Source organism: Hydrogenophaga sp. NFH-34, from assembly GCF_021401345.1.
In the GTDB taxonomy this organism is placed as follows: Bacteria; Pseudomonadota; Gammaproteobacteria; order Burkholderiales; family Burkholderiaceae_C; genus Hydrogenophaga; species Hydrogenophaga electricum.
In genome coordinates this window covers 70,845-94,780 of the sequence record NZ_JACBGE010000017.1, presented here as the reverse complement: position 1 = coordinate 94,780, position 23,936 = coordinate 70,845, and the positions used below count along the sequence as shown (strand labels likewise).

Annotated in this window: 21 protein-coding genes; 14 read left to right on the top strand and 7 right to left on the bottom strand. The window is 66.7% G+C overall.

Annotated elements, in window-relative coordinates:
- The first annotated feature begins 71 nt into the window (after window positions 1-71).
- Both maiA and pgeF read left to right on the top strand, forming a co-directional pair.
- Complete coding sequence (maiA, locus tag L0977_RS16775) at window positions 72-713, top strand: maleylacetoacetate isomerase (RefSeq protein ID WP_234265999.1); 642 nt, start codon at window positions 72-74, stop codon at window positions 711-713.
- The gene (gene pgeF / locus L0977_RS16770) at window positions 713-1,525 is read left to right on the top strand and encodes a peptidoglycan editing factor PgeF (protein ID WP_234265998.1); all 813 of its coding nucleotides are present in this window, start codon (window positions 713-715) and stop codon (window positions 1,523-1,525) included. The genes maiA and pgeF overlap by 1 nt, the downstream gene beginning before the upstream one ends.
- Here pgeF and L0977_RS16765 read toward each other — a convergent pair.
- Window positions 1,436-1,786, bottom strand: coding sequence for a hypothetical protein (locus L0977_RS16765; RefSeq protein ID WP_234265997.1), 351 nt, complete (start codon window positions 1,784-1,786; stop codon window positions 1,436-1,438). The genes pgeF and L0977_RS16765 overlap by 90 nt on opposite strands.
- Window positions 1,787-1,916: 130 nt before the next feature.
- On the opposite strand from L0977_RS16765, the gene L0977_RS16760 reads away from it, so the two are divergent.
- The 3 genes from L0977_RS16760 (at window position 1,917) to phbB (ending at window position 5,935) form a co-directional block, all read left to right on the top strand.
- Window positions 1,917-3,755 (top strand): PHA/PHB synthase family protein, encoded by a 1,839-nt coding sequence (locus tag L0977_RS16760; RefSeq protein WP_234265996.1) that lies wholly within the window; start codon window positions 1,917-1,919, stop codon window positions 3,753-3,755.
- Between the two features lie 150 nt (window positions 3,756-3,905).
- Entirely contained in the window at window positions 3,906-5,084 is a 1,179-nt protein-coding gene (locus L0977_RS16755) for an acetyl-CoA C-acetyltransferase (protein WP_234265995.1), read from the top strand.
- A gap of 113 nt (window positions 5,085-5,197) precedes the next feature.
- Window positions 5,198-5,935: an acetoacetyl-CoA reductase gene (gene phbB / locus L0977_RS16750; RefSeq protein ID WP_234265994.1), complete on the top strand. Its 738-nt coding sequence runs from the start codon at window positions 5,198-5,200 to the stop codon at window positions 5,933-5,935.
- 53 nt (window positions 5,936-5,988) lie between these two features.
- Here the strand turns inward: phbB and L0977_RS16745 are convergent, their stop codons facing one another.
- Window positions 5,989-7,854: a sensor histidine kinase gene (locus L0977_RS16745; protein ID WP_234265993.1), complete on the bottom strand. Its 1,866-nt coding sequence runs from the start codon at window positions 7,852-7,854 to the stop codon at window positions 5,989-5,991.
- A 1-nt stretch (window position 7,855) separates the two neighbouring features.
- Window positions 7,856-8,674 carry a transporter substrate-binding domain-containing protein gene (locus tag L0977_RS16740; protein WP_234265992.1) on the bottom strand — a complete coding sequence of 273 codons (819 nt, stop codon included), beginning with the start codon at window positions 8,672-8,674 and terminating at the stop codon, window positions 7,856-7,858.
- 189 nt (window positions 8,675-8,863) lie between these two features.
- On the opposite strand from L0977_RS16740, the gene dusA reads away from it, so the two are divergent.
- Both dusA and L0977_RS16730 read left to right on the top strand, forming a co-directional pair.
- Complete coding sequence (dusA, locus tag L0977_RS16735) at window positions 8,864-9,913, top strand: tRNA dihydrouridine(20/20a) synthase DusA (RefSeq protein ID WP_234265991.1); 1,050 nt, start codon at window positions 8,864-8,866, stop codon at window positions 9,911-9,913.
- A 39-nt stretch (window positions 9,914-9,952) separates the two neighbouring features.
- Entirely contained in the window at window positions 9,953-10,414 is a 462-nt protein-coding gene (locus L0977_RS16730; RefSeq protein ID WP_442786648.1) for an FKBP-type peptidyl-prolyl cis-trans isomerase, read from the top strand.
- 27 nt (window positions 10,415-10,441) lie between these two features.
- Here L0977_RS16730 and L0977_RS16725 read toward each other — a convergent pair whose 3' ends face one another.
- Together L0977_RS16725 and L0977_RS16720 are read right to left on the bottom strand one after the other, a co-directional pair.
- Complete coding sequence (locus L0977_RS16725; protein ID WP_234265989.1) at window positions 10,442-11,332, bottom strand: Dyp-type peroxidase; 891 nt, start codon at window positions 11,330-11,332, stop codon at window positions 10,442-10,444.
- Between the two features lie 74 nt (window positions 11,333-11,406).
- On the bottom strand, window positions 11,407-12,042 hold the full coding sequence (locus L0977_RS16720; RefSeq protein ID WP_234265988.1) for a GntR family transcriptional regulator: 636 nt from the start codon (window positions 12,040-12,042) through the stop codon (window positions 11,407-11,409).
- Between the two features lie 199 nt (window positions 12,043-12,241).
- On the opposite strand from L0977_RS16720, the gene scpA reads away from it, so the two are divergent.
- The 5 genes from scpA (at window position 12,242) to L0977_RS16695 (ending at window position 19,824) form a co-directional block, all read left to right on the top strand.
- Complete coding sequence (gene scpA, locus L0977_RS16715) at window positions 12,242-14,398, top strand: methylmalonyl-CoA mutase (RefSeq protein ID WP_234265987.1); 2,157 nt, start codon at window positions 12,242-12,244, stop codon at window positions 14,396-14,398.
- Complete coding sequence (gene meaB, locus L0977_RS16710; protein ID WP_234265986.1) at window positions 14,395-15,390, top strand: methylmalonyl Co-A mutase-associated GTPase MeaB; 996 nt, start codon at window positions 14,395-14,397, stop codon at window positions 15,388-15,390. The genes scpA and meaB overlap by 4 nt, the downstream gene beginning before the upstream one ends.
- Before the next feature lie 27 nt (window positions 15,391-15,417).
- Window positions 15,418-16,950, top strand: a complete 1,533-nt coding sequence (locus tag L0977_RS16705; RefSeq protein WP_234265985.1) for an acyl-CoA carboxylase subunit beta — start codon at window positions 15,418-15,420, stop codon at window positions 16,948-16,950.
- 316 nt (window positions 16,951-17,266) lie between these two features.
- On the top strand, window positions 17,267-19,318 hold the full coding sequence (locus tag L0977_RS16700; protein ID WP_234265984.1) for an acetyl-CoA carboxylase biotin carboxylase subunit: 2,052 nt from the start codon (window positions 17,267-17,269) through the stop codon (window positions 19,316-19,318).
- On the top strand, window positions 19,315-19,824 hold the full coding sequence (locus L0977_RS16695) for a VOC family protein (protein ID WP_234265983.1): 510 nt from the start codon (window positions 19,315-19,317) through the stop codon (window positions 19,822-19,824). Before L0977_RS16700 ends, L0977_RS16695 begins: the two co-directional genes overlap by 4 nt.
- A 71-nt stretch (window positions 19,825-19,895) precedes the next feature.
- Here L0977_RS16695 and L0977_RS16690 read toward each other — a convergent pair whose 3' ends face one another.
- Window positions 19,896-20,270, bottom strand: a complete 375-nt coding sequence (locus L0977_RS16690; RefSeq protein WP_234265982.1) for a cupin domain-containing protein — start codon at window positions 20,268-20,270, stop codon at window positions 19,896-19,898.
- A 187-nt stretch (window positions 20,271-20,457) separates the two neighbouring features.
- Here L0977_RS16690 and L0977_RS16685 point away from each other — a divergent pair, with 187 nt between their 5' ends.
- Together L0977_RS16685 and L0977_RS25615 are read left to right on the top strand one after the other, a co-directional pair.
- Window positions 20,458-20,799 (top strand): hypothetical protein, encoded by a 342-nt coding sequence (locus tag L0977_RS16685; RefSeq protein ID WP_234265981.1) that lies wholly within the window; start codon window positions 20,458-20,460, stop codon window positions 20,797-20,799.
- Window positions 20,800-20,903: 104 nt separating this feature from the next.
- Entirely contained in the window at window positions 20,904-23,231 is a 2,328-nt protein-coding gene (locus tag L0977_RS25615) for a methyl-accepting chemotaxis protein (protein WP_326491081.1), read from the top strand.
- Between the two features lie 18 nt (window positions 23,232-23,249).
- Here the strand turns inward: L0977_RS25615 and rsxB are convergent, their stop codons facing one another.
- Window positions 23,250-23,909 (bottom strand): electron transport complex subunit RsxB, encoded by a 660-nt coding sequence (gene rsxB, locus L0977_RS16675; protein WP_234265980.1) that lies wholly within the window; start codon window positions 23,907-23,909, stop codon window positions 23,250-23,252.
- Between the last annotated feature and the right edge of the window lie 27 nt (window positions 23,910-23,936).

Genomic DNA, 23,936 nt, shown 5'->3' with positions numbered 1-23,936 from the left:
AGGGTGTGCACCCGAAGCGCGCAGTGTGCCCCAGGGGCTGGGTTTCTGCTGTCCCGGTTTATCCTATCCGCATGAAGCTGTACAACTACTTCCGCTCCTCGGCGTCGTTTCGTGTGCGCATCGCGCTGGAGCTGAAAGGGCTCGCCTACGACTACGTGCCGGTCCATCTGGCCAAGGGCGAGCACCGTCAGCCGGCCTACGCCGCACTGGCCGCCGACGGCCTGGTGCCGCTGCTGGAACTGGCCGATGGCACGCGCTTGTCGCAGTCCATGGCCATCATCGAATACCTCGACGAGACCCATCCGGCTCCGGCGCTGCTGCCAGCCGATCCGGTGGCGCGCGCCCGGGTGCGGGCGCTGGCCCAGACGGTGGCTTGCGAAATCCACCCCCTCAACAACCTGCGCGTACTCAAGTACCTGGTGGGGGTGCTCAAGGTGGAGGATGACGCCAAGAACACCTGGTACCGGCATTGGGTGCGCACCGGCCTGGAGGCGTTCGAGCGCCAACTGGCCCAGGGGCCGTCCGCGCCGTTCTGCCATGGCGAGACGCCCACGCTGGCCGACTGCTGCCTGGTGCCGCAGATCTTCAACGCCCGCCGTTTCGATAGCCCGCTGGACGGGCTGCCGCTGACCATGGCGGCATTCGAAGCCTGCATGGCTTTGCCGGCTTTCCAGAAAGCCCAGCCTTCGGCCTGCCCGGACGCGGAAGCCTGATGGCCGGTTCCGATATGGCCGCTGGTCGGGCCTGGACCGGCATCGGTATCGTGCCGGACTGGCCGGCGCCAGCCAATGTGCATTCACTGTTCACGACGCGCGAAGGCGGGGCTTCGGCAGCACCCTTCGACAGTTTCAATCTCGGCGACCATGTGCGCGACGAGCCGCTGGCCGTGCAGGCCAATCGCCAGGCGCTGGCGGCCAGGCTGGGTGCCCGCCCGGTGTTCCTGCAGCAGGTGCACGGCGATGGCGTGGTCCGGCTCGGGGCAGGCACCCCCGATGGCACGCAGGCCGATGCCTGTGTGGCGACGGAGGCCGGCATCGTCTGCACCATCATGGTGGCCGATTGCCTGCCCGTGCTGTTCACCGATGTGCGCGGGGCCGTCGTGGCCGCGGCGCACGCGGGCTGGCGCGGGCTGGCCGGCACCGACGGCCAGGGTGTGCTGGAGGCCACCGTGGCCACGTTGACCGAGGCCGGAGCCCGTGCCGACGAGCTGCTGGCTTGGCTGGGGCCGTGCATCGGGCCTGCGCAGTTCGAGGTGGGGCCTGAGGTGCGGGCCACCTTCGTGGCGGCCGATGCCGCAGCCCACGCGGCGTTCGTGCCTTCGGCGCGCGAAGGCAGGTTCCTGGCCGATCTGCCGGTGCTGGCCCGGCAGCGCCTGTGGGCCTTGGGGGTCACGCGCCTCTATGGCAACGATGGCACCGACCCCTGGTGCACCGTGTCACAGGTTTCGCGGTTCTTCTCGCACCGACGCGACGCGGCCCGGCTCGGCAGCACCGGCCGCATGGCCGCCTGCATCGGGCTGGCCTGAACGGGCTTCGCGCGCTTCGGGACCTCCGGCTTCTGGCACGGCGCTTGCTGCCTGTCTGGCCTGTTCCTCAGCCGCTTCGCAGGCCCGGATGGCCCGTTTGCGGTGGGGGGTGTTCATCAGGTAAACCACCAGTCCCAGCGGGAGCAAACCGTAAAGAAAAAAGGTGACAATGGCTCCGAGCACACTCCCGGTGGTGTTCGATGCTTCGGCCACTGCCATCATCAAAACCACGTACAGCCAACCGATCACGACGAGATACACATCACCACCTGCACAACGGGGAGAAAGACCGTCAGCTTGCTGGAAGCTGCGGCGCCCACACTGGGGAAAACCCGGAATCTTTCCCAGCGGGAAACGATCATAAGGCGCAGGCCTTGCACGGAGACAACGCATGAACACATCAGGGAAATCCTCTCACCAGCCGTGGCTCGACGCGGCACAGCAGTTCCAGCAGGGTTTGCTGAACCAGTGGCAGCAATGGGCCCAGGGTGGCCTGGGTGCGGGCGCAACGCCCGGGGTGTCGGGGGCTGATCCGCTGGCGATGTTCCGCGCCTTCATGCCCTCGGGCAACGGCCAGGCCAACCCGTTCGGCATGCCGCTGGGCGGGATGGGCATGCCGGCCATGGGCGACCTGTTTCAGCAGGTGGCGGGCCAGTCGGTACGGTTCGATCCGGCCCGGTTGCTGGAAATCCAGAACAGTTATCTGCAAGAGGTGGCGCTGCTCTGGAACCAGGGGCTGGACGCCAAGCCCCAGGGCGACCGCCGATTCGCCAGCGATGCCTGGGCCAGCAACCCGGTCGCGGCATATTCCGCCGCCGTCTACCTGCTGAATGCCCGCACGCTGATGGCGCTGGCCGAAGCGGTGGAAGGGGACGGCAAGACCAAAGCCCGGGTGCGCTTTGCGGTGCAGCAGTGGATCGATGCGAGCGCGCCGAGCAACTTCCTGGCGTTCAATGCCGAAGCGCAGAAGAAGGCGCTGGAGACCCAGGGTGAAAGCATCGCCAAGGGCGTGGCCAACCTGCTGCACGACCTCAAGCAGGGGCACGTGTCGATGACCGACGAAAGCGTGTTCGAGGTCGGCAAGAACGTGGCCACCACCGAAGGGGTGGTGGTGTTCGAAAACGAGCTGTTTCAGCTCATCGAATACAAACCGCTGACGGCCAAGGTGCACGAGCGGCCGTTCCTGCTGGTGCCGCCCTGCATCAACAAGTTCTACATCCTCGACCTGCAGCCCGACAACTCCTTCATCCGTTACGCGGTGGAGCAGGGGCACCGCACCTTCGTGGTGAGCTGGCGCAACCCGGACGAATCGCTGGCGCACAAGACCTGGGACGACTACATCGAAGACGCGGTCATGCGCGCCATTGCCGTGGTGCAGGACATCGCCGGTGCCGAGACCATCAACGCGCTGGGCTTCTGTGTCGGCGGCACCATGCTGGGCACCGCCCTGGCCGTGCTGGCCGCACGTGGCGAACAGCCGGTGGAAAGCGCCACCTTCCTGACCACGCTGCTCGACTTCAGCGACACCGGCGTGCTCGATCTGTTCATCGACGAAAGCTTCGTCAAGTTCCGCGAAGTGCAGTTCGCTCAGGGCGGCCTGATGCCCGGGCGCGACCTCGCCACCACCTTCAGCTTCCTGCGTCCGAACGACCTGGTCTGGAACTACGTGGTGGGCAACTACCTCAAGGGCGAGACCCCGCCGCCGTTCGACCTGCTGTACTGGAACAGCGACAGCACCAACCTCCCGGGCCCCTGGTACGCGTGGTATCTGCGCAACCTGTACCTCGAAAACCGGTACACGAAGCCGGGCACGGCCACCGTCTGCGGCGAGAAGATCGATTTCCGCCAGGTCAAGCTGCCGGTCTACATCTACGGTTCGCGCGAAGACCACATCGTGCCCATCGGCGGAGCCTACGGCAGCACGCAACTGCTGCCGGGCAAGAAGCGTTTCGTCATGGGTGCCTCGGGCCACATTGCCGGGGTGATCAACCCGGCGGCCAAGGGCAAACGCAGCCACTGGATCGGACCGGCGGGCAAATTCCCGGCGAAGGTCAGCGAGTGGATCGCCACCGCCACCGAACACCCGGGCAGTTGGTGGGGCGACTGGGCCGCCTGGCTCAAGGGCCACGCCGGCAAACAGATTGCCGCCCCCAAGACTTGCGGCAAGGGCAAGACCTACGCGGCCATCGAACCCGCACCTGGGCGTTACGTCCAGGCCAAAGCACAGTGAAGCCACGCTTGGCGCACTGAGCGGCTGGCTTGTCCGGGTTTTGACCTCGACAGGAACGCTCCGGCGGACCGGCGAAGCCGGTTCCGTGGGGCCCCGGACAGCCGGTAAGCCGCTCACCTCCCCCTTCATCGACCCTCAAGGAGCCACACCATGGAAGACATCGTCATCGTTTCCGCCGCCCGCACCGCCGTCGGCAAATTCGGCGGCTCGCTGGCCAAGACGCCGGCCACCGAACTGGGCAGTACCGTCATCAAGGCGCTGCTGGCGCGCTCAGGCTTGCCGGCCGACGCCATCGGCGAGGTGATCATGGGCCAGGTGCTGGCCGCGGGTGTGGGCCAGAACCCGGCCCGCCAAGCCATGATGAAAGCAGGCCTGGCCAAGGAAACCCCGGCGCTGACCATCAACGCCGTCTGCGGCTCGGGCCTGAAAGCCGTGATGCTGGCGGCCCAGGCCGTGGCCTGGGGTGACAGCGAGATCGTGATCGCCGGCGGCCAGGAAAACATGAGCGCCAGTCCGCACGTGCTCAACGGCAGCCGCGATGGCCAGCGCATGGGCGACTGGAAGATGGTCGACACCATGATCGTCGACGGCCTGTGGGACGTCTACAACCAGTACCACATGGGCATCACGGCCGAGAACGTGGCCAAGGCCCACGGCATCACGCGCGAGATGCAGGATGCGCTGGCGCTGGGCAGCCAGCAGAAAGCGTCCGCCGCGCAGGATGCGGGCAAGTTCAAGGACGAGATCGTCGACGTGCTGATTCCGCAGCGCAAGGGCGACCCGCTGGTGTTCAACACCGATGAGTTCATCAACAAGAAGACCAGCGCCGAAGCCCTGGCGGGCCTGCGTCCCGCTTTCGACAAGGCCGGCTCGGTGACGGCCGGCAACGCTTCCGGCATCAATGACGGTGCTGCCGGCGTGGTGGTGATGAGCGCCAAGAAAGCCGCCGCCCTGGGCCTGACGCCGCTGGCCCGCATCGCCGCGTTCGGCACCAGCGGTCTGGACCCGGCCACCATGGGCATGGGCCCCGTGCCGGCCACGCAGAAAGCCCTGGCCCGCGCGGGCTGGAAGGCGGCGGACGTGGACCTGTTCGAGCTCAATGAAGCTTTCGCTGCCCAGGCCTGTGCGGTCAACAAGGTGCTGGACATCGACCCGGCCAAGGTCAACGTCAACGGTGGCGCCATCGCCATCGGCCACCCCATCGGCGCATCCGGTTGCCGCATTCTGGTGACGCTGCTGCACGAGATGCAGCGCAGCGGTGCCAAGAAGGGCGTGGCCGCGTTGTGTATTGGTGGCGGCATGGGGGTTTCCCTTGCTGTCGAGCGCTGAGTTCACGGTTACAGTGATTTGAGGCGGCCTTTCTCAGAAAGCCGCCACACGCCGATTCAACGCTACCCATTTCATAGCAATCGGTCCGAGAGGGCCACAGAGGAGCACACACCATGAGTGAGAAGATCGCATACGTCACGGGAGGCATGGGAGGCATCGGCACCGCCATTTGCCAGCGCCTGCATCAGGAGGGCTTCAAGGTCATCGCCGGCTGCGGCCCGACGCGCGATGCCCAGAAGTGGCTGGACGAGCAGAAAGCGCTCGGCTTCACCTTCTACGCCTCGGTCGGCAATGTGGCCGAGTGGAATTCCACGGTCGAGGCTTTTGCCAAGGCCAAGGCCGAACACGGCCCCATCGACGTGCTGGTGAACAACGCCGGCATCACGCGCGACCGCATGTTTCTGAAAATGACCAAGGAGGACTGGGATGCGGTGATGAGCACCAACCTCGACTCCATGTTCAACGTGACCAAGCAGGTCGTGCCCGACATGGTGGAACGGGGCTGGGGCCGCATCGTCAACATCAGCTCGGTCAACGGCGAGAAGGGCCAGGCCGGCCAGACCAACTACTCGGCGGCCAAGGCCGGCATGCACGGCTTCACGATGGCCCTGGCGCAGGAACTGGCCACCAAGGGCGTGACGGTCAACACCGTGAGCCCGGGCTACATCGGCACCGACATGGTCAAGGCCATCCGCCCCGACGTGCTGGAAAAGATCGTCGCCACGGTGCCGGTCAAGCGCCTGGGTGAGCCGCGTGAAATCGCCTCCATCATTGCCTGGCTCGCCAGCGAGGAGGGCGGTTATTCCACCGGCGCCGACTTCTCCGTCAACGGCGGTCTGCACATGGGTTGAGGCCCGCAGGCATCGGTCCCAAAGCCCCGCTTCGGCGGGGTTTTTTTGTGCGCTTATCGGTCACTGGGTACCGGTGGCGACGCCGAGCCGGTTTGCTGGGCGGGCTGACCGGGCAGGGTGAAATAGATGGTGGCGCCCACATCCACCTGTCCCTGCGCCCAGATGCGGCCGCCGTGCCGCAGCACGATACGTCGTACGGTGGCCAGGCCGATACCGTCGCCCGGGAATTCGCGGGCTGAATGCAGCCGCGTGAAGGGCTGGAAGAGCTGGTTGGCGCGGGCCATGTCGAAGCCGGCACCGTTGTCGCGCACATGGAACACCGTCGTGCCATCGTCCTGCGTGACAGCGCCGACTTCGATGTGGGCCGGATCGCGTCCGGCGCTGTACTTCACCGCGTTGTTGATCAGGTTCTGCAGCACGCTGCGCACCAGGTGTTCGTCGGCCCAGGCGCTCATGTCGGGGGCGACCTCCCACTGCAGATGGCGCTCCTTCTGGTCGACGGCGAACGCCATGCAGATGTCCCGCGCCATGCCCGACAGATCGAGCCAGGTGCGCTGCACCGGCATTTCGCCGATGCGGGAGAGGTTGAGCAGGCTCTCCACCATGTGAGCGAGCTGATGGGCCGATTTGCGCGCGCGTTCGAGCAGGTCGCGGGCACCGGGCTGCAGACAGGAGCCCGCTTCTTCCAGCGCGAGTGCCATATAGGCTTCCACCGCCCGCAAGGGCGCACGCAGGTCGTGCGAGACGGTGTAGTTGAAGCGGCGCAGCTCTTCGGCCGCATCGTGCAGTTCGCGTGTGCGCTCTTCCACCCGGTGTTCCAGCTGTTCGTTGAGCACGCGCAGCGCCTGCTCGGTCTCGATATGGCGGGTGACGTCGCGCGAGATCCAGAGCACCCGGTCGGGCGCCGGCCGGGCGCTGGGCTCGGGGGGCTCGTCGACGGGCACAACCACCTCGATGGGCGCAACGCGCGCCTCGAACCAACGCGGCCGGCCCTGGACGTCAGCGATCTGGGTGGCCAGGCATTGCACGCCGCGGGATTGCAGAACCGTGTTGATGGTGGCGAGGATCTGCTCGGCCATCGCCGGCGCGCGGTGGGCGCTGACCGGGTCTCCTACCGGAATGGGGGGTGGGCGATCGGGCAGGGCGGAGTGCCCCAGGTTTTCAAGCACCACGCCGTGGGCATCCAGGATGTAGGCCGGATCCGGCACGGCGTCGGCGTAAGCCCGCAGCCGCGCTTCGCTGGCGTGGAGACGGTCGAAGGCGCTGCGCACCCGGGCCCACATCCAGAACATGGCGAGCACGGCGGCGGCCATGAGTACACCGGTGGCGGTGATGGCCAGCAGATCGAGCCGTTGCTGGATGGTCAGTTCCTTGCGCAATTGCGCCAGTACCGCCCGTTCCAGGCGGTAGGCCACCTGGTGGATCTGCATGAGATCGCGCTGAAGGCCCAGCAGCGAGCCGGCGGTCATGGTCAGGCCATCGGCATGCACGGTCTGCAAGCGTGCAGCCCCGTCGCGCAGCTGCAGGGCCAGACCCCGGGCCTCGCCTTCCAGCTGGCGGCTGCGGGGCATGCCCGCCAGACCGCCTTCGCCGTCGAGCAGGCGTTGTGCCGCGCCCGCAACGCTGCGCATGAGGTGGGGCACCTCGCAGATTTCGGCCTGGTTGTCGGTGTGGCAGTCGTTGTGGCCGGTGGGAAGTTGCTGCTTGGCCCGCTCGAGCGCCTGCGAGGTCAGGCGTTCCATCATCACGAGTTCCTGCATGGGTGCCACGCCGCTGTCGAGCACCCGCTGGGACGAGGTGACGGCCATCACCAGCATCAGCAGCATGAAGCCTCCGAACGCCAGCACCATGAACAAGGCAGCCCGGAATGGGCGGGCCAGTTGCTGGTGGCTCAGGCCGGTGATTTCGACCGGGGCCATGTCAGGGGGCTCCCTGGGCAGAGGGGGGCAGTTCGTCGATCGAAAAACCGAAGCGCTCGACCAACTGGCGGTGTTCCTGTGTGCCGAGGAATCGCGCCAACTGCTGGTTCATGGCGTCGCGCAGGTCGGTGTCGTCCAGCCGGAAGGCAAACGCGGGCAGTCCCGGCGGTGCGTCGACCAGGGTCCGCACCTCCAGCGCCTCGCCCGGATGCTGCGCCACCAGATGGCGGGCGGTGACGGCCGAGATGGCGAACGCGTCGACGGTGCTTTCCTGAACGGCCTGCAGCGCCCGCTGGGCGCCGGGGATGCTCACGATCCGTTGCGGGCCTACCCCGGCGCCGCGCAGCAGCTCGTTTTCCGCCGCGTCGTGGATCGTGGCCAACTGCAGCGGCGCGGGATCGCGCAGGGATTCCAGCGTTGGCCGCAGAGGCAGCCGGCGTTCTCCCTGCCGCACCACGAGGGCAGCGCGTACACGTGCGGTCGGTAGGGAAAACACGGCCAGCTTCTGCCGGGCGGGGGTGATGAAGAGGCCGGAGGCGATGGCGTCGATGCGGCCCAGCTGGAGCTCGGGCAGCAGTTGCGCAAAATCGAGGCGGACCCAGTCGATGCGCTGGATGCCCATGCGCCGGGCCAGCAGGCGAAAGGTCTCAGGGGCTTCACCGGTCACCTCGCCATCGGCGTCGTAGAACGCATAGGGGGCTTCCGGGGCAAAACCCACGCGCAGCGAGCCGCCCTGTCGGACGTGTTCGGCCGTGCCGGGCGGGTGCGCGGCCATCACCCGCCACAGTGCCAGCAGCGTGAGCACCGTGATGAGCATCATGGCTGTACCCAGTAGCCGCTGATGAGGCTTCAACCGCATCCTCCTTGTTCAGACTCGCAATATAAGACGAGAACGCCGCTGTGAGAATCGGTATCTTCTGTCACCACCTGTGGTCGTTGCCCGAGGCCTGATCACCGGGAATTCGGCCATTTCTCGGTCAACCTGAGGGTGGCTGGGATAATTCTGCCCATGTCACCGCCTTCTTCTCCAGCAGAACACCCCACGGCATTTCCGGCGCCCGAGCGTTGGCGGCTGTCGGTCGCACCCATGATGGGCTGGACCGATCGCCACTGTCGCTACCTGCACCGCCTGCTCAGCCGCCGCACGCTGCTCTACACGGAGATGCTGACCACGGGCGCACTCATCCACGGCAACGCGGCGCAGCATCTGCAGTTCAATCCCGAAGAGCACCCGGTGGCCTTGCAGTTGGGTGGCAGCGAGCCGTCCGATCTGGCCCGTTGCGCGGTGATGGGGCAGGAGCGCGGCTACGACGAAATCAACCTCAACTGTGGCTGCCCGAGTGAGCGTGTGCTGCGTGGTGCCTTCGGTGCCTGCCTGATGAACGAGGCGCCGCTGGTGGCCGACTGCGTCAAGGCCATGGTGGATGCGGTGGACATCCCGGTCACGGTCAAACACCGCATCGGGATCGACAAGATCGAGAGCTACGACTTCGCGGCGGACTTCGTGGGGACCGTGGCCGAGGCCGGTTGCCGCGTCTTCATCGTGCACGCGCGCAATGCCTGGCTCAAGGGGCTGAGTCCCAAGGAGAACCGGGAAATTCCCCCGTTGCGCTACGACATCGTCTACCGGCTCAAGCGCGAATTTCCGCATCTGACGATAGCCATCAATGGCGGTGTCCGGACCAGCGACGAGATTGCCGAACATCTGAAGCACGTGGACGGCGTGATGGTTGGGCGCGAGGCCTATCACAACCCCTGGCTGATGACCGATTGGGACGAGCGTTTCTATGGTGAAGCCCCCGGTGTGCAGGACCGTGAAGCGGTGGAGGCCGCCATGGTGGCCTACATGGAGCGTGCCCATGCGGCCGACGGGGCACCCTGGTATTCGGTGGCCAGCCACATGCTGGGCCTGCGCAATGGCCTGCGTGGTGCGCGCAAGTGGCGCCAGGTGTGGAGCGACCACCGCCTCAAACCCCAACCGCCGCGTGAGGTCTGGGCCCTGGCCCAGACGCATGGGGTTCGGGATGCGGACGATCTGGCGCAGGCCACCGCGGCCTGATTGCTTTTGTTTTTGGAAGGACACCTCAAGATGAACCGAATGACCTGGCGTGCCCTGGCGCTGTCGGCTGGCCAGGCCGGCCTGGCGGGCCTGGCGGGCCTGGCGGCGCTGCCGGTGCAGGCCCAGAACGCCGTGCTGGACGCCGCTGCCAAAGAACCCGGTGCGGTGGTGACCGCGTCGGGTCTGGTTTTCCGCGCGCTGCAGGAGGGCCAAGGGGCCAGTCCGTCGGCGACCGACACCGTGCGCGTGCATTACCGTGGCCTGTTTCCCGATGGGCGCGAGTTCGACAGCTCATACATCCGGGGCGCGCCGGCTTCGTTCCCGCTCAATCGCGTGATTCCCTGCTGGACCGAAGGCCTGCAGCGCATGAAGGTGGGGGGCAAGGCCCGCCTCACCTGCCCCAGCCAGATCGCCTATGGCGAGCGCGGGGCCGGGGGCGTCATCCCGCCTCACGCCACGTTGCTGTTCGACGTGGAATTGCTGGGCGTCGGCGGGCGCTGACGGCTCTTGGGCGGCCGGGCGGCCGGCTCAGAGCCCGATGGCTTGCAGGCTGACCAGCCCGCCTTGCACCGGCGGGCACCAGAAGTAAGCGCCGGTGCGGGGTTCGGTGAAGCTGTAGAGCGCGTCGACGATGCCGTCTTCGGCGCCCGACATGCGCCGGAGCTGGGCTTCAAAGGCGTCGAAGCTGTGGCCGAAGGCGGTGAACACCAGGCCGCCCTGGTTGCCCTCTGCCCAGGGCATGGAGCGGCGCAGCACGAAGGCTTCGGGATCAAAGCTCTCCTGAGCGGTGCGCTTGACGTGGGCGGAGGCCGGCGCGTCGTCGATCTCTTCGTTGGAGTCGCGCTCCCGTCCGATGGTCAGATCCTGCTGCTGGCGGGGCATGGCTTCGAAACGGCTCATGTGGTGGTGCCAGCGTTGCACGGCCACAAAGCTGCTGCCGGCGAGGGCGCCGACCCCTTCGGGCAGCAAGGCGGCGGTTTCGGCTTCGGCACCCTCCGGGTTTTCCGTGCCATCTTCATAGCCGGTCAGATCGCGACCGTGGGCGTGACGGAAGGCGTCGGTGATGTCCTGCACGTCGAATGCCGGCGCGAGCAGGGTTTCCAGGTGGCGGCTGGCGATGAGCAGATCGCCCCGGTCCTCGCCCCGCAGCCAGAGCCACAGGTCGGCCGGGGTGGCCGGCAGCTTGGTGCGGGCGCCTTCGATGCCCGCAAAGCAGCGCAGGCCGGGCACCTCTGCGCCAATCTCCCGCACCAGCGACGCCCCCAGGCCCACCACCGTGTGGCGGCCATCGGCTTGCGAGGCCAGACGGCGCAGGACCGTGCGCGGATCGGCGCCGACGCGCAACTGGCAGGTCAGGTAGCGGCCGTGCGCGGGGATGTTCTCAAGAATGCCGGGCTGGGCGCGGTCGGAAACGGGCATGCAGGGGCTCCGAGGTGCTGGTGGGCGGGGACTTTATCAGGCTCGCCGCGTTGCGCCCGCTCGGGGCGCGGCGTTCAGGTCGCGGCTTCCAGCCCGTGCTGGAAGTGTTCCTGCATGCGCTGCATGGTCAGCGGGGCGTTGCCGGCCAGCAGGGCGGCCATGATGGCGCGGTGCTCGGCGAGCGATTCGTCGATGCGGCCACTCTTGAACAGCGAGTTGTGGCGGTTGAGTTTCATGACCTTGCGCAAATCGGTCACCATCTGCTGCCGCCAGCGGTTTTCGGCCAGCTCCAGCACGCGCATGTGGAAGCGCTCGTTGATGGCGAAGAAGCGGTCCCGGTCGCCGGCCGCCGCTTCCAGCTCGGCGTGCAAGGCCTGCAGTGCCTCCAGCGCAGCCGGCTCGGCCCGGCTGGCCACGACACCGGCCGCGTCGGATTCCAGCAGGGCCAGCAGGTGGTAGACGTCGGCCAGGTCCTTTTCGGACACTTCGGTCACGTAGGCTCCGCGCCGGACCTTCATGGTGACCAGGCCTTCGGCCGCCAGCACTTTCAGTGCTTCCCGCAGGGGCGTCCGGCTGATGCCGTATTCCTCGGCAATCTTGAGTTCGTCGATCCAGCTGCCCGGCTCGAGCTCGCGCCGGAAGATGCGCTGCCGAAGGCGTTCGGCCACTTCTTCGTACAAGGCGCGTGGTGCGAGGGAGGCGTCGGTCATGCGGTGATCGGCGTGTCGGAGCCCCGTAGGGCAGGCAGGGACGGGCGATTGTAAAGCGTCAGGTCAAGGCAATATTTTGCATCAATAATTATGAATGATGTAAAATAGACCGGTTATGGTGTGGGCGTCACAGCGCCCGGCCGACGGCCGGCAAGCCGGCTTTTTTCCAACGACGCCACCGAAGTCTTTGCGAGCGCCCATGAGTTCCCAACACCCCGAATTCACCCCCGCCACCCTTGAAGCCTGGACGAAAGCGGCCCAGAAGTCCGCGCCGGGGGGCGATCTGGACGCGCTCAACTGGGTCACACCCGACGGCATCACCGTCAAACCGCTGTATACCGCCGAAGATACCAAGGACCTGCCGTACGCCAACACGCTGCCCGGTCTGGAGCCTTTCATCCGCGGCCCGCAGGCCACCATGTACGCGGTGCGGCCGTGGACGATCCGGCAGTACGCGGGCTTTTCCACCGCCGAAGAATCTAACGCTTTCTACCGCAAGGCGCTGGCCGCCGGGGGCCAGGGCGTGTCGGTGGCGTTCGACCTTGCCACCCACCGCGGTTACGACAGCGACCACCCGCGTGTGACGGGCGACGTCGGCAAGGCCGGCGTGGCCATCGACAGCGTCGAAGACATGAAGATCCTGTTCGACGGCATTCCGCTGGAGAAGGTGTCGGTCTCCATGACCATGAACGGTGCGGTGCTGCCCATTCTGGCCGGCTACGTGGTGGCGGCCGAGGAGCAGGGCGTTTCCCAGGACCAACTGAGCGGGACCATTCAGAACGACATCCTCAAGGAGTTCATGGTCCGCAACACCTACATCTATCCGCCCGAGCCGTCGATGAAGATCATCGGCGACATCATCGAGTACACGGCGCAGAACATGCCCAAGTTCAACTCGATCTCAATCTCGGGCTACCACATGCAGGAAGCGGGCGCCAACCAGGCGCTGGAGATGGCCTTCACGCTGGCCGATGGCAAGGAATACGTGAAGACCGCCATCGCCAAGGGCATGGACGTGGACGCCTTCGCTGGCCGCCTGAGCTTCTTCTGGGCGGTGGGCATGAACTTCTATCTGGAGATCGCCAAGATGCGCGCCGCGCGCCTCTTGTGGACCCGGATCATGAAGGGCTTCGGCCCGAAGAACCCCAAGAGCCTGATGCTGCGCACGCACAGCCAGACCAGCGGCTGGAGCCTGACCGAGCAGGACCCGTACAACAACGTGGTGCGCACCACCATCGAGGCCATGGCGGCGGTGTTCGGCGGCACGCAATCGCTGCACACCAACGCGCTGGACGAAGCCATCGCGCTGCCCACCGAGTTCAGCGCCCGCGTTGCGCGCAACACGCAGCTCATCATCCAGGAAGAGACGCACATCACCAGCGTGGTCGACCCCTGGGCCGGCAGCTACATGATGGAAACGCTGACCCAGCAGATGGCTGACGAGGCCTGGAAGATCATCGAAGAGGTCGACGCCATGGGCGGCATGACCAAGGCGGTGGACAGCGGCTGGGCCAAGCTCAAGATCGAGGCGGCGGCGGCCGAGAAGCAGGCGCGCATCGACTCGGGCAAGGACGTGATCGTCGGTGTCAACAAGTACAAGCTCGCCAAGGAAGACCCGGTCGAGATTCTGGAGGTGGACAATGTGAAGGTGCGCGAAAGCCAGATCGCGCGCCTGCAGCAGATCAAGGCCACGCGCGACGGCGCGGCCGTGCAGGCGGCACTGGACGCGCTGACCGCAGCCGCCGAGAGCGGCCAGGGCAATCTGCTGGATCTGGCGATCAAGGCCATCCGACTGCGCGCCACGGTGGGCGAGGTGTCCGATGCGCTGGAAAAGATCTTCGGGCGCCACCGCGCCGACACACAAAAGGTGACCGGGGTGTACGCAGCCGCTTACGACAGCGCCGAGGGCTGGGAACAGCTCAAGCAAGAAATCGCCGACTTCGCGACCGCGCAGGGCCGCCGCCCGCGCGTGATGATCGCCAAGCTCGGTCAGGACGGCCACGACCGCGGCGCCAAGGTGGTGGCCACTGCGTTCGCTGACCTGGGCTTCGACGTCGACATGGGCCCGCTGTTCCAGACGCCCGAAGAATGCGCCCGCCAGGCGATCGAAAACGATGTGCACGCCGTGGGTGTGTCCACCCTGGCCGCCGGGCACAAGACCCTGGTGCCGGCCATCATCGCCGAGCTGAAGAAGCAGGGCGCCGACGACATCATCGTGTTCGTGGGCGGCGTGGTGCCGCGCCAGGACTACGACTACCTCTACGAAGCGGGCGTCAAGGGCGTTTACGGCCCGGGCACGCCGATTCCGGCCAGCGCCAAGGACGTGCTGGAGCAGATCAAAAAGGCCGTGGCTTGACCCCAGAGCAGATTCTGGCGGGCATCGTTCAGGGGACGTCTGCTGCCCAGCGCCGCGCCATGGCCAAGGCCATCACGCTGCTGGAGTCCACCCGCGCCGACCACCGCACGCAGGCCGATGCGCTGCTGACCGCGCTGCTGCCGCACACCGGCCGGTCGCTGCGGCTGGGCATCAGCGGCGTGCCGGGCGTGGGCAAGAGCACCTTCATCGAAGCGCTGGGCCTGCACCTGATCGCGCAGGGCCACCGCGTGGCGGTGCTTGCCATCGATCCTTCGTCGTCGGTGTCGGGAGGCTCCATCCTCGGCGACAAGACGCGCATGGAACACCTGTCGGTGCACGAGAGTGCCTACATCCGCCCCAGCCCGAGCAGCGGCACGCTGGGCGGCGTGGCCGAAAAAACGCGCGAGGCCATGCTGGTCTGCGAGGCTGCCGGCTATGACGTGGTGATCGTGGAAACCGTGGGCGTGGGCCAGAGTGAAACCGCCGTGCACGGCATGACCGACATGTTCTGCCTGCTGCAACTGCCCAACGCGGGCGACGACCTGCAGGCGATCAAGAAGGGTGTGATGGAGCTGGCCGATCTGGTGGTCATCAACAAGGCCGACATCGACCCCGACGCCGCCACCCGTGCGCGCGCGCAGATCACCTCGTCGCTGCGGCTGCTGGGCATGCACGGCAATCCGGAGCATGGCAGCGCATTCTGGCAACCGCAGGTCATCCAGATGAGCGCTCTGCATGGGCAGGGCGTGGACAGCTTCTGGGCCGCCGTGAGCCAGTACCGCGATCTTCAGACCGCCAACGGCCGCCTCGGTGTGCGCCGCCAGCAGCAGGCCCGCGCCTGGATGTGGGAGCGCATCGACGCCGGCCTCAAACAACGCTTTCGCGAGCACCCGAAGGTGCGCGAGGCGCTCGAATCGACAGGCCGCGCCGTCATCGAAGGCCGGCTGCCGGCGTCGACCGCCGCCCGCCAATTGCTCGAACTGTTCGACTAGATCCCCGATTTCACCGGAGCACACACCATGCAAGACATCCTGGACCAACTGGAAAAGAAGCGTGCGGCCGCACGCCTGGGCGGCGGACAAAAGCGCATCGACGCCCAGCACGGCAAGGGCAAGCTCACCGCGCGTGAGCGCCTCGAAATCCTGCTCGACGAAGGCACCTTCGAAGAGTGGGACATGTTCGTGGAACACCGCTGCACCGACTTCGGCATGCAGGACACCAAGATCCCCGGCGACGGCGTGGTCACCGGCTACGGCATGATCAATGGCCGTCTGGTGTTTGTCTTCAGCCAGGACTTCACCGTCTTCGGCGGCGCACTCTCGGAGGCCCACGCCGAGAAGATCTGCAAGGTGATGGACCAGGCGATGAAGGTCGGCGCGCCGGTGATCGGCCTGAACGACTCGGGCGGTGCCCGCATTCAGGAAGGCGTGGCCTCGCTCGGCGGTTACGCCGAGGTGTTCCAGCGCAACGTGATGGCCAGCGGCGTGATTCCGCAGATCAGCATGATCATGGGGCCCAGTGCCGGCGGTGCGGTGTATTCGCCGGCCATGACCGACTTCATCTTCATGGTCAAGGACTCGAGCTACATGTTCGTGACCGGCCCCGAGGTGGTGAAGACGGTGACGCACGAGGAAGTGACCGCCGAAGAACTGGGTGGCGCGATCACGCACACCACCAAGAGCGGTGTCGCCGACGGTGCTTTCGACAACGACGTCGAGGCCCTGCTGATGCTGCGGCGCCTCTACAACTACCTGCCGCTGAACAACAAGGAAAAGGCGCCCGTGCGCCCCAGCGGTGACCCCATCGACCGCGCCGATGCGAGCCTGGACACCCTGGTGCCCGAGAACCCGAACAAGCCCTACGACATGAAGGAGCTGATCCTCAAGACGGTCGACGACGGCGACTTCTTCGAGATCCAGCCCGACTACGCCAAGAACATCCTCACCGGCTTTGCCCGCATGGACGGCCAGACGGTGGGCATCGTGGCCAACCAGCCGCTGGTGCTGGCGGGCTGCCTGGACATCAAGAGCTCGATCAAGGCCGCGCGTTTCGTGCGCTTCTGCGATGCGTTCAACATCCCGGTCATCACCTTTGTGGATGTGCCCGGCTTCATGCCCGGCACCTCGCAGGAATACGGCGGCATCATCAAGCACGGCGCCAAGCTGCTGTACGCGTATGCCGAATGCACGGTGCCCAAGATCACGGTGATCACGCGCAAGGCTTACGGTGGCGCCTACGACGTGATGGCTTCCAAGCACCTGCGCGGTGACGTGAACCTGGCCTGGCCCAATGCCGAAATCGCGGTGATGGGGGCCAAGGGCGCGGTCGAGATCATCTTCCGCGAAGAAAAGAAGGACCCGGCCAAGCTCGCTGCCCGCGAAGCGGAATACAAGTCCCGCTTTGCCAATCCCTTCGTGGCCGGCGCGCGCGGCTTCATCGACGACGTGATCCTGCCGCACGAAACCCGCAAGCGCATCTGCCGCTCGCTGGTGATGCTCAAGGACAAGAAGATCGAAAACCCGTGGCGCAAGCACGGGAACATGCCGCTGTGATCCATCTTTCTGCCGTTGTTGCGCGCCGGATCGGCTCGGGTGGTGGGAGCGTTTTGCTCCGTGTCCCCCGGCCTTCGGCCTCCTCCTTTACCTGCGCAAAACGCTCCCGCCACCCGAGCGTGTGGGGCGTGTTCCATGCGGCCATCCCGTTGAGTCACTTCGCAGCGAGGAGTGGGGCGGGTGTGCCGCAGCGAAGTCAAGGAGGAGCCGGCCGCAGGCCGGCGGGGGACATGAGCGGAGGCGCACACGCTCCGCTCCTTGCGGGCACAGCAACAACGGCCAGCCAAAACCACTGACTTCTGCAATGGAGAATTCCATGTTCAAGAAAATCCTGATTGCGAACCGCGGCGAAATCGCCTGCCGAGTCATCGCCACTGCCCGCAAGATGGGCATCGCTACCGTGGCCGTTTATTCCGAGGCCGACAAAGAAGCGCGCCACGTGCGCCTGGCCGACGAGGCCGTGCTGCTGGGCCCGGCGCCCTCGCGCGAGTCCTACCTGGTGGCCGACAAGATCATCGAGGCTGCGAAAAAGACCGGTGCCGAAGCCATCCACCCCGGCTACGGCTTCCTGTCGGAAAACGAAGCCTTCGCCGACCGCTGCGAGAAGGAGGGCATTGCCTTCATAGGCCCCAAGGCCCATTCCATTGCGGCCATGGGCGACAAGATCGCTTCGAAGAAGCTGGCCAACGAGGCCCAGGTCAACACCATCCCCGGCTACAACGACCCCATCCCCTCGGCCGAGCAGGCCGTGGAGATCGCCAAGGGCATCGGCTACCCGGTGATGATCAAGGCCTCGGCCGGCGGCGGTGGCAAGGGCCTGCGCGTGGCCTTCAACGACAAGGAGGCGCTCGAAGGCTTCACCGCCTGCCAGAACGAAGCCCGCAACAGCTTCGGCGACGACCGCATCTTCATCGAGAAGTTCGTCGAGCAGCCGCGCCACATCGAGATCCAGATCCTCGGTGACAGCCACGGCAACGTGCTGTACCTCAACGAGCGCGAGTGCTCGATCCAGCGCCGCCACCAGAAGGTGATCGAAGAGGCGCCGTCGCCCTTCATCTCCGACGCCACGCGCAAGGCCATGGGCGAGCAGGCCGTGGCCTTGGCCAAAGCGGTGAAGTACCAGTCGGCCGGCACGGTGGAGTTCGTGGTCGGCAAGGACCAGGACTTCTACTTCCTGGAAATGAACACCCGCCTGCAGGTGGAGCACCCGGTGACGGAGTGCATCACCGGCCTGGACCTGGTCGAGCAGATGATCCGCGTGGCGGCTGGCGAGAAGCTGGCCTTCACGCAGGCCGACGTCAAGCGCGACGGCTGGGCCATCGAGTGCCGCATCAACGCCGAGGACCCGTTCCGCAATTTCCTGCCGTCCACCGGCCGGTTGGTGCGCTTCACGCCGCCGGTCGAAACCATGTGGCAGGCCGACACGGCCCACAAGCAGGGCGTGCGCGTGGACACCGGCGTGTTCGAAGGCGGCGAGATCCCGATGTTCTACGACTCGATGATCGCCAAGCTCATCGTGCACGGCAAGGACCGCAACGACGCCATCGCCAAGATGCGCGAGGCACTCAACGGCTTCGTGATCCGTGGCATCAACAGCAACATCCCGTTCCAGGCCGCGTTGCTCGCGCACCCGGACTTCGTCTCGGGTGCCTTCAACACCGGCTTCATCGCCCAGCACTACGCGAACGGCTTCCGTGCCGAGGACGTGCCGCACAGCGATGCCGATTTCCTGGTCGCGCTGGCCGCCTTCGTGCGCCGCAAGAGCCGCGAACGTGCCACGGGCATCTCGGGCCAGTTGCCGGGTTACGGCGTGAAGGTGGGCAGCGACTACACCGTGATCAGTCTGGCGGCCGATGGCCAGCACCGCTACACGCCGGTGCACGTGGACGAATTCGTGGGCGAGACGGGTTATGCGTCGGTGCAGGTGGGTGAGAAGCGCTACAAGATCAGTTCGCCTTCGCGCCTGAACGACATCGTCATCACGGGCGAGGTCAATGGTCAGGCCTTCGTGGCCCAGATGGAGCGCGGCTCGGCCAAGAACCCGCTGGCCCTGGTGGTGCAGCACAACGGTACCAAGCTGGAAACCATGGTGGTGTCGCCGCGCATGGCCGAGCTGCACCAACTCATGCCGTTCAAGGCCCCGCCGGACATGAGCAAGTTCGTGCTCTCGCCCATGCCGGGCCTGCTGGTCGATGTGGCCGTGCAGCCGGGGCAGAAGGTGCAGGCCGGTGAGCGCGTGGCCGTGATCGAGGCCATGAAGATGGAAAACGTGCTGTTCGCGGCGGCCGACGGTGTCGTGGGCAAGGTGCTCGCGAGCAAGGGCGAGTCGCTGGTGGTGGACCAACCCATCGTGGAGTTCGAGCAATGAGCCCCAACACTCCAGCGCTGCGCCCTGAGCGGCCGTTCAAGGTGCTGGGCATCCAGCAGATCGCCATCGGCGGCCCTGACAAGCTCAAGCTGCAGAAGCTCTGGGTCGACATGCTCGGTCTGGAGGTTACCGGCACCTTTCGCAGCGAACGCGAAAACGTGGACGAGGACATCTGCGCCATCGGCACCGGCCCCTTCAAGGTCGAGGTCGATCTGATGCAGCCGCTGGACCCTTCGATGAAGCCGGCGGTGCACACCACGCCACTCAACCACATCGGTCTGTGGATCGATGACCTGCCGGTGGCGGTGGCGTGGCTGAGCGCGCAAGGGGTGCGGTTCGCGCCCGGCGGCATCCGCAAGGGGGCGGCGGGTTTCGACATCACCTTCCTGCACCCGAAGGGCAACGACGAATTCCCCATCGGCGGGGAAGGCGTGCTGATCGAGCTGGTGCAGGCGCCGCCCGCGGTGGTGAGCGCGTTTGCCCAACTGGCGGCACAGCCGGCTTGAGCGTAGCCGGCCGCTTTTTTTAAGAGCCTGAGGAGACAGGCCCCGCCGGCAGACCGCCGAGCGGGGCTTTTTTATTCGCAGATCATGTAGGTCTTGGTCAGGGGCTCCAGCACCTCAAAGGCTCCCGCGAAGCCCGGTGGAATGTAGATGGCCTCACCCGGTCCGGCTTCCTCGAAGCCACCCCGTTCATCGTGCACCCGGCAGCGGCCTTGTAGCACCGTGAACAGCTCGCGTTCGGTCGGGCCCATGGCGATGCGCCAGTGACCGGGCTCGCAGCGCCAGACCCCGCAGTACACCTGGCCGGCCACCAAAGGGTCGTCCACCCGGTTCCAGGTTTCGCGCAGCGGGTTGCCACGGATCAGCCGCTCCGGGCGGGGGTGATCGGTGTCGGGCGTGCCGGCGGGTTGTGCGTCCAGTTTGATGAGGCGGGTGGTCGGGGAAGTCATGGTGGTGATTGTCGGGGACACGATCATGGACCGGGGCGCCCGGGCGTTCCGGCGCTCTGTGCGAACCGGGGGACTGCGGGGAAATGGCCCGTCTGTTCCGGGCACCGGAGTCGGGCGCTGCGCTCTACAGTGATCTCCTGTGGTGGGGAACTCTGGGTGGAGGTCCCTGACCCGCAAGGAGCGCACGATGAACCCCTGGAAGCCCCCTGTCCCGACAGCCGCCGAAGAGACCCGGCCGGTGGTCCTCGCGCAGGCCGACTCGGGGGGATGGCACGCCCAGGCAGCACGCTGGCGCGGGCACGATGCGGCCCGGTTGCCCTGGTCCGCATCGGTGCTGGATGAGTTTTCCTGGCGCATGGCCCGCCATGGTCTCAGCGTGCACCGTGCATCGATGCGGGGCGACCGCTGCTATGCCTTGGCCCAACTGTCGGCCGCCAGCGATTTGCCCGACGACACCTTGCGGCTGCTGGCGACGCAGCTCTTCCGGCAGTTTGTGACGCAGCGCCCAGGCCTGCCGCCCATGCACTGACGTTGCCCATCAGGGTTTCCCCGGGGTTTTCTCAATCCGCAGGCCCGGTCGCCGATAGGAATGCCAGGCGCGTCGCGTCCCCTGGCGCCCATGGAGACCTTTGCATGATCCTGCTCAACCCCTTGCGAATCGGCACGCGATTGATGCGCCGGTTGCATCTGCCGACCAAACTGGGTCTGCTGGCGCTGGTGCTGTTCGTGCCCCTGGTCATCATCAGCCTGACCCTGACCCATCGCCTGAACAGCACGATCCGCATCACGGCGGCCGAGATCGATGGCATGGCCCTGGCCCAGCGGCTGGCGAGCGTGACCACCGAAGTGCAGAAGCACCGTGGGCAGACGCTGCTGCTTGCCGCCGGCGACGCTGGGGCGCAGGCGGCCCTGGTTCAGACCGGCGAGCGGCTGCGCGCCGCGCTGGAGGCCATGGACACCGCGGTGACCGCCCGGCCCGATTTCGATCTGGCGACGGAATGGGGGCGGCTGCGCACGCAACTGGCGGGCCTCGGGGACGCCGGGAATGCCTCGGCGCAGCAGGCCTTCGACCGCCACACGGCGGCGCTGCGGGCGCTGCGGCTGTTTCTCTACACCACCGCCGAACGGTCGAGCCTGCTGTTCGATCCCGACCCGGCCAGCTATTTTCTGATGGACCTGACCGTGAGCCACTTGCCGCGCTGGGCCGAGCTGGTGGCTCAGGTGCGTGGGTTGGGCGCCAGCCAGGCTGGGTTGGCCGAGCGCGATCCGGTCTGGCGGACGCGCATCGTCAGCAGCATCACCGATGCGCGCGAGGCCACCGCTGACATCGCGTATCTGCAGGGGTTCCTGACGCGGTACGGGGTGTCCGACCTGCACGGCGCGGAGGCGATGAAGGGGGTGGAGGCGTTTCTGGCCGAATCCGGGCGTGCGTTTGCCGATTCCGGCGCCCCGGCGATGACCGGTGCGCAGTACTTCGAAGCCGGCACGCGTGCCATGGCGCCGGTGACCGCCTTCCAGGCGGAAGTGCAGGACCGTCTGCTCACTCTGTTGCAGGCACGCCTGGCCAGCGATAAGCAGTTGCGCCTGTACAGCCTGGTGGCTGTGGCGGTGGGGATCGTGCTGGTGGCGTTCCTGATGCTGTCGTTCTATTGCAGCTTCGTGACCGACTTCCGGCGAGCCATCGATGTGATGCGGCAGACGGCCACCGGCAACCTGCGCACCCACATCGCTGTGCACGGCCGCGACGAACTGGCCGAGCTGGCGGGTCTGCTGGACCGCATGAACGCCAACCTATCGGCAATGGTGGCCGAGGTGCGCAGCAACTCGGCCCTGGTGGCGTTTGCCGGCAAGAGCCTGGCGGCCGGCAACCGCGACCTGGCCGACCGCACCGAGCAGCAGGCCGCCAGCCTGGAGCAGACCGCGGCCAGCGTGCAGGAGCTGTCCAGCACGGTGCAGCAGAACGCGACCACCGCCGTCGACTCCGATGCCCAGGCCGCTAAGGTGCGCGACGTGGCCGAGTCCGGCGCCCGCAGCATGGGTGAAGCGGTGAGCTCGGTCGAGGTGATCCAGAAGAGCGCCCAGCAGATGGACGAGATCATCGGCGTGATCGACAGCCTGTCCTTCCAGACCAATATCCTCGCGCTCAATGCGGCGGTCGAGGCAGCCCGGGCGGGCGAACAGGGCCGTGGATTCGCGGTGGTGGCCAGTGAGGTCCGCTCGCTGGCCCAGCGCTCGGCGGCCGCAGCGCGTGAAATCCGGGTGCTGATCGAAACCTCGTCGAACCAGGTGGCGCACGGTGTGCGACAGATCCGCAGCGCCGGCGACAACATCCGGCAAATCGTCGACGGCGTGCGTGGGGTGGCCAGCAACATGTCGCTCATCTCGGCCGCCAGCGCCGAGCAGAGCAGCGGGCTGTCGGAGATATCGTCCGCTGTGCGCCAGCTCGACACCATCACCCAGCGCAACGCCCAGATGGTCGAGCGTGCGGTGGAGCAGGCCAACCGGCTGGAGGGGCGCGCCTCCCACCTGGCGCGGGCGGTGTCGTCGTTCCTGTTGCAGCAAGGCACGGCCGAAGAGGCCGTGCAGTTGGTGGATCGCGCGCTGGAGCACCGCCGCCGCCATGGTACGGGCGCCTTCGCCCAGGCCATCACCGATCCGGCACAAGGCTTCCATGATCGCGACATGTACGTGTTCGCGCTCGACCGGCAAGGCACCTACCGGGCCTTCGGGGGCAAGCCGGAAAAGGTCGGGTCGAGCGTGCACGACATTCCCGGCGTGGACGGTCAGGCGCTGCTGGAAGACATCGTGGCGCAGGCGGAGCAGGAGCCGGGCTGGGTGGAGTACGACATCGTCAATCCGGTGACCGGCGCGCTGCAGACCAAGATGTCGTACGTGACCCGCGTGGACGATCTGTACGTGGGCTGCGGCATCTACAAAACCGGCATCTCCCGCACGGCCTGACGGCGGAAGCGAGGGGCTCTAGCCGGAGGGGCTCTCGCGCCGCGCCCGTGCGCGGGCCAGGGCGGCCTCGATCACGGCCCTTTTCTTGTCGAGCACGGCCGGGTCGGTGTGCAGCGAATGGGCGGCCAGATCGGCCAGCTTCATGCGCGCCTTGTCTTCCAGGCGGGCCTCGTGTTCCTTCTGCTCCCGCGCGAGACGCTGCCGCCGCCGGTGGTAGCGGTCGCGCGCCTGATCGGCCAGCGCGGCCGGCCAGGCCGCCCAGCCGGTGGCCTGGCCGACCGGTTCCAGCCCGATGCAATCCACCGGACACACGGGAATGCACAGCTCGCAACCGGTGCAGTAGGCGTCGATGACGGTGTGCATGGTCTTGTTGCTGCCCACGATGGCATCGGTGGGGCAGGCCTTGATGCACAGGGTGCAGCCGATGCACCAGCTTTCGTCGATGACGGCAACGGTCACCGGGCCTTCCACGCCGCAATCCGGGTCCAGCGGCTGCACCGGTAGGCCGGTGAGGGCGGCCAGCCGTTCCACCCCTTCCTGGCCTCCGGGCGGGCAGCGGTTGATGGCGGTTTCGCCAGCGGCGATGGCTTCGGCGTAGGCAGCGCAATCGGGGTAACCGCAGCGCGTGCACTGCGTCTGGGGCAGGGCGTCGTCGATGCGGAGGGCCAGTTCGTTCATGCGCCGACTATACCGGCGCCGGCACGC

Bases quoted from the DNA above. Each gene is read 5' to 3' on its own strand.
- maiA (WP_234265999.1), top strand. From the start codon at position 72: ATGAAGCTGTACAACTACTTCCGCTCCTCGGCGTCGTTTCGTGTGCGC.
- pgeF (WP_234265998.1), top strand. From the start codon at position 713: ATGGCCGGTTCCGATATGGCCGCTGGTCGGGCCTGGACCGGCATCGGT.
- L0977_RS16760 (WP_234265996.1), top strand. From the start codon at position 1,917: ATGAACACATCAGGGAAATCCTCTCACCAGCCGTGGCTCGACGCGGCA.
- L0977_RS16755 (WP_234265995.1), top strand. From the start codon at position 3,906: ATGGAAGACATCGTCATCGTTTCCGCCGCCCGCACCGCCGTCGGCAAA.
- phbB (WP_234265994.1), top strand. From the start codon at position 5,198: ATGAGTGAGAAGATCGCATACGTCACGGGAGGCATGGGAGGCATCGGC.
- L0977_RS16745 (WP_234265993.1), bottom strand. From the start codon at position 7,854: ATGGCCCCGGTCGAAATCACCGGCCTGAGCCACCAGCAACTGGCCCGC.
- L0977_RS16740 (WP_234265992.1), bottom strand. From the start codon at position 8,674: ATGATGCTCATCACGGTGCTCACGCTGCTGGCACTGTGGCGGGTGATG.
- dusA (WP_234265991.1), top strand. From the start codon at position 8,864: ATGTCACCGCCTTCTTCTCCAGCAGAACACCCCACGGCATTTCCGGCG.
- L0977_RS16730 (WP_442786648.1), top strand. From the start codon at position 9,953: ATGACCTGGCGTGCCCTGGCGCTGTCGGCTGGCCAGGCCGGCCTGGCG.
- L0977_RS16725 (WP_234265989.1), bottom strand. From the start codon at position 11,332: ATGCCCGTTTCCGACCGCGCCCAGCCCGGCATTCTTGAGAACATCCCC.
- L0977_RS16720 (WP_234265988.1), bottom strand. From the start codon at position 12,042: ATGACCGACGCCTCCCTCGCACCACGCGCCTTGTACGAAGAAGTGGCC.
- scpA (WP_234265987.1), top strand. From the start codon at position 12,242: ATGAGTTCCCAACACCCCGAATTCACCCCCGCCACCCTTGAAGCCTGG.
- L0977_RS16705 (WP_234265985.1), top strand. From the start codon at position 15,418: ATGCAAGACATCCTGGACCAACTGGAAAAGAAGCGTGCGGCCGCACGC.
- L0977_RS16700 (WP_234265984.1), top strand. From the start codon at position 17,267: ATGTTCAAGAAAATCCTGATTGCGAACCGCGGCGAAATCGCCTGCCGA.
- L0977_RS16695 (WP_234265983.1), top strand. From the start codon at position 19,315: ATGAGCCCCAACACTCCAGCGCTGCGCCCTGAGCGGCCGTTCAAGGTG.
- L0977_RS16690 (WP_234265982.1), bottom strand. From the start codon at position 20,270: ATGACTTCCCCGACCACCCGCCTCATCAAACTGGACGCACAACCCGCC.
- L0977_RS16685 (WP_234265981.1), top strand. From the start codon at position 20,458: ATGAACCCCTGGAAGCCCCCTGTCCCGACAGCCGCCGAAGAGACCCGG.
- L0977_RS25615 (WP_326491081.1), top strand. From the start codon at position 20,904: ATGATCCTGCTCAACCCCTTGCGAATCGGCACGCGATTGATGCGCCGG.
- rsxB (WP_234265980.1), bottom strand. From the start codon at position 23,909: ATGAACGAACTGGCCCTCCGCATCGACGACGCCCTGCCCCAGACGCAG.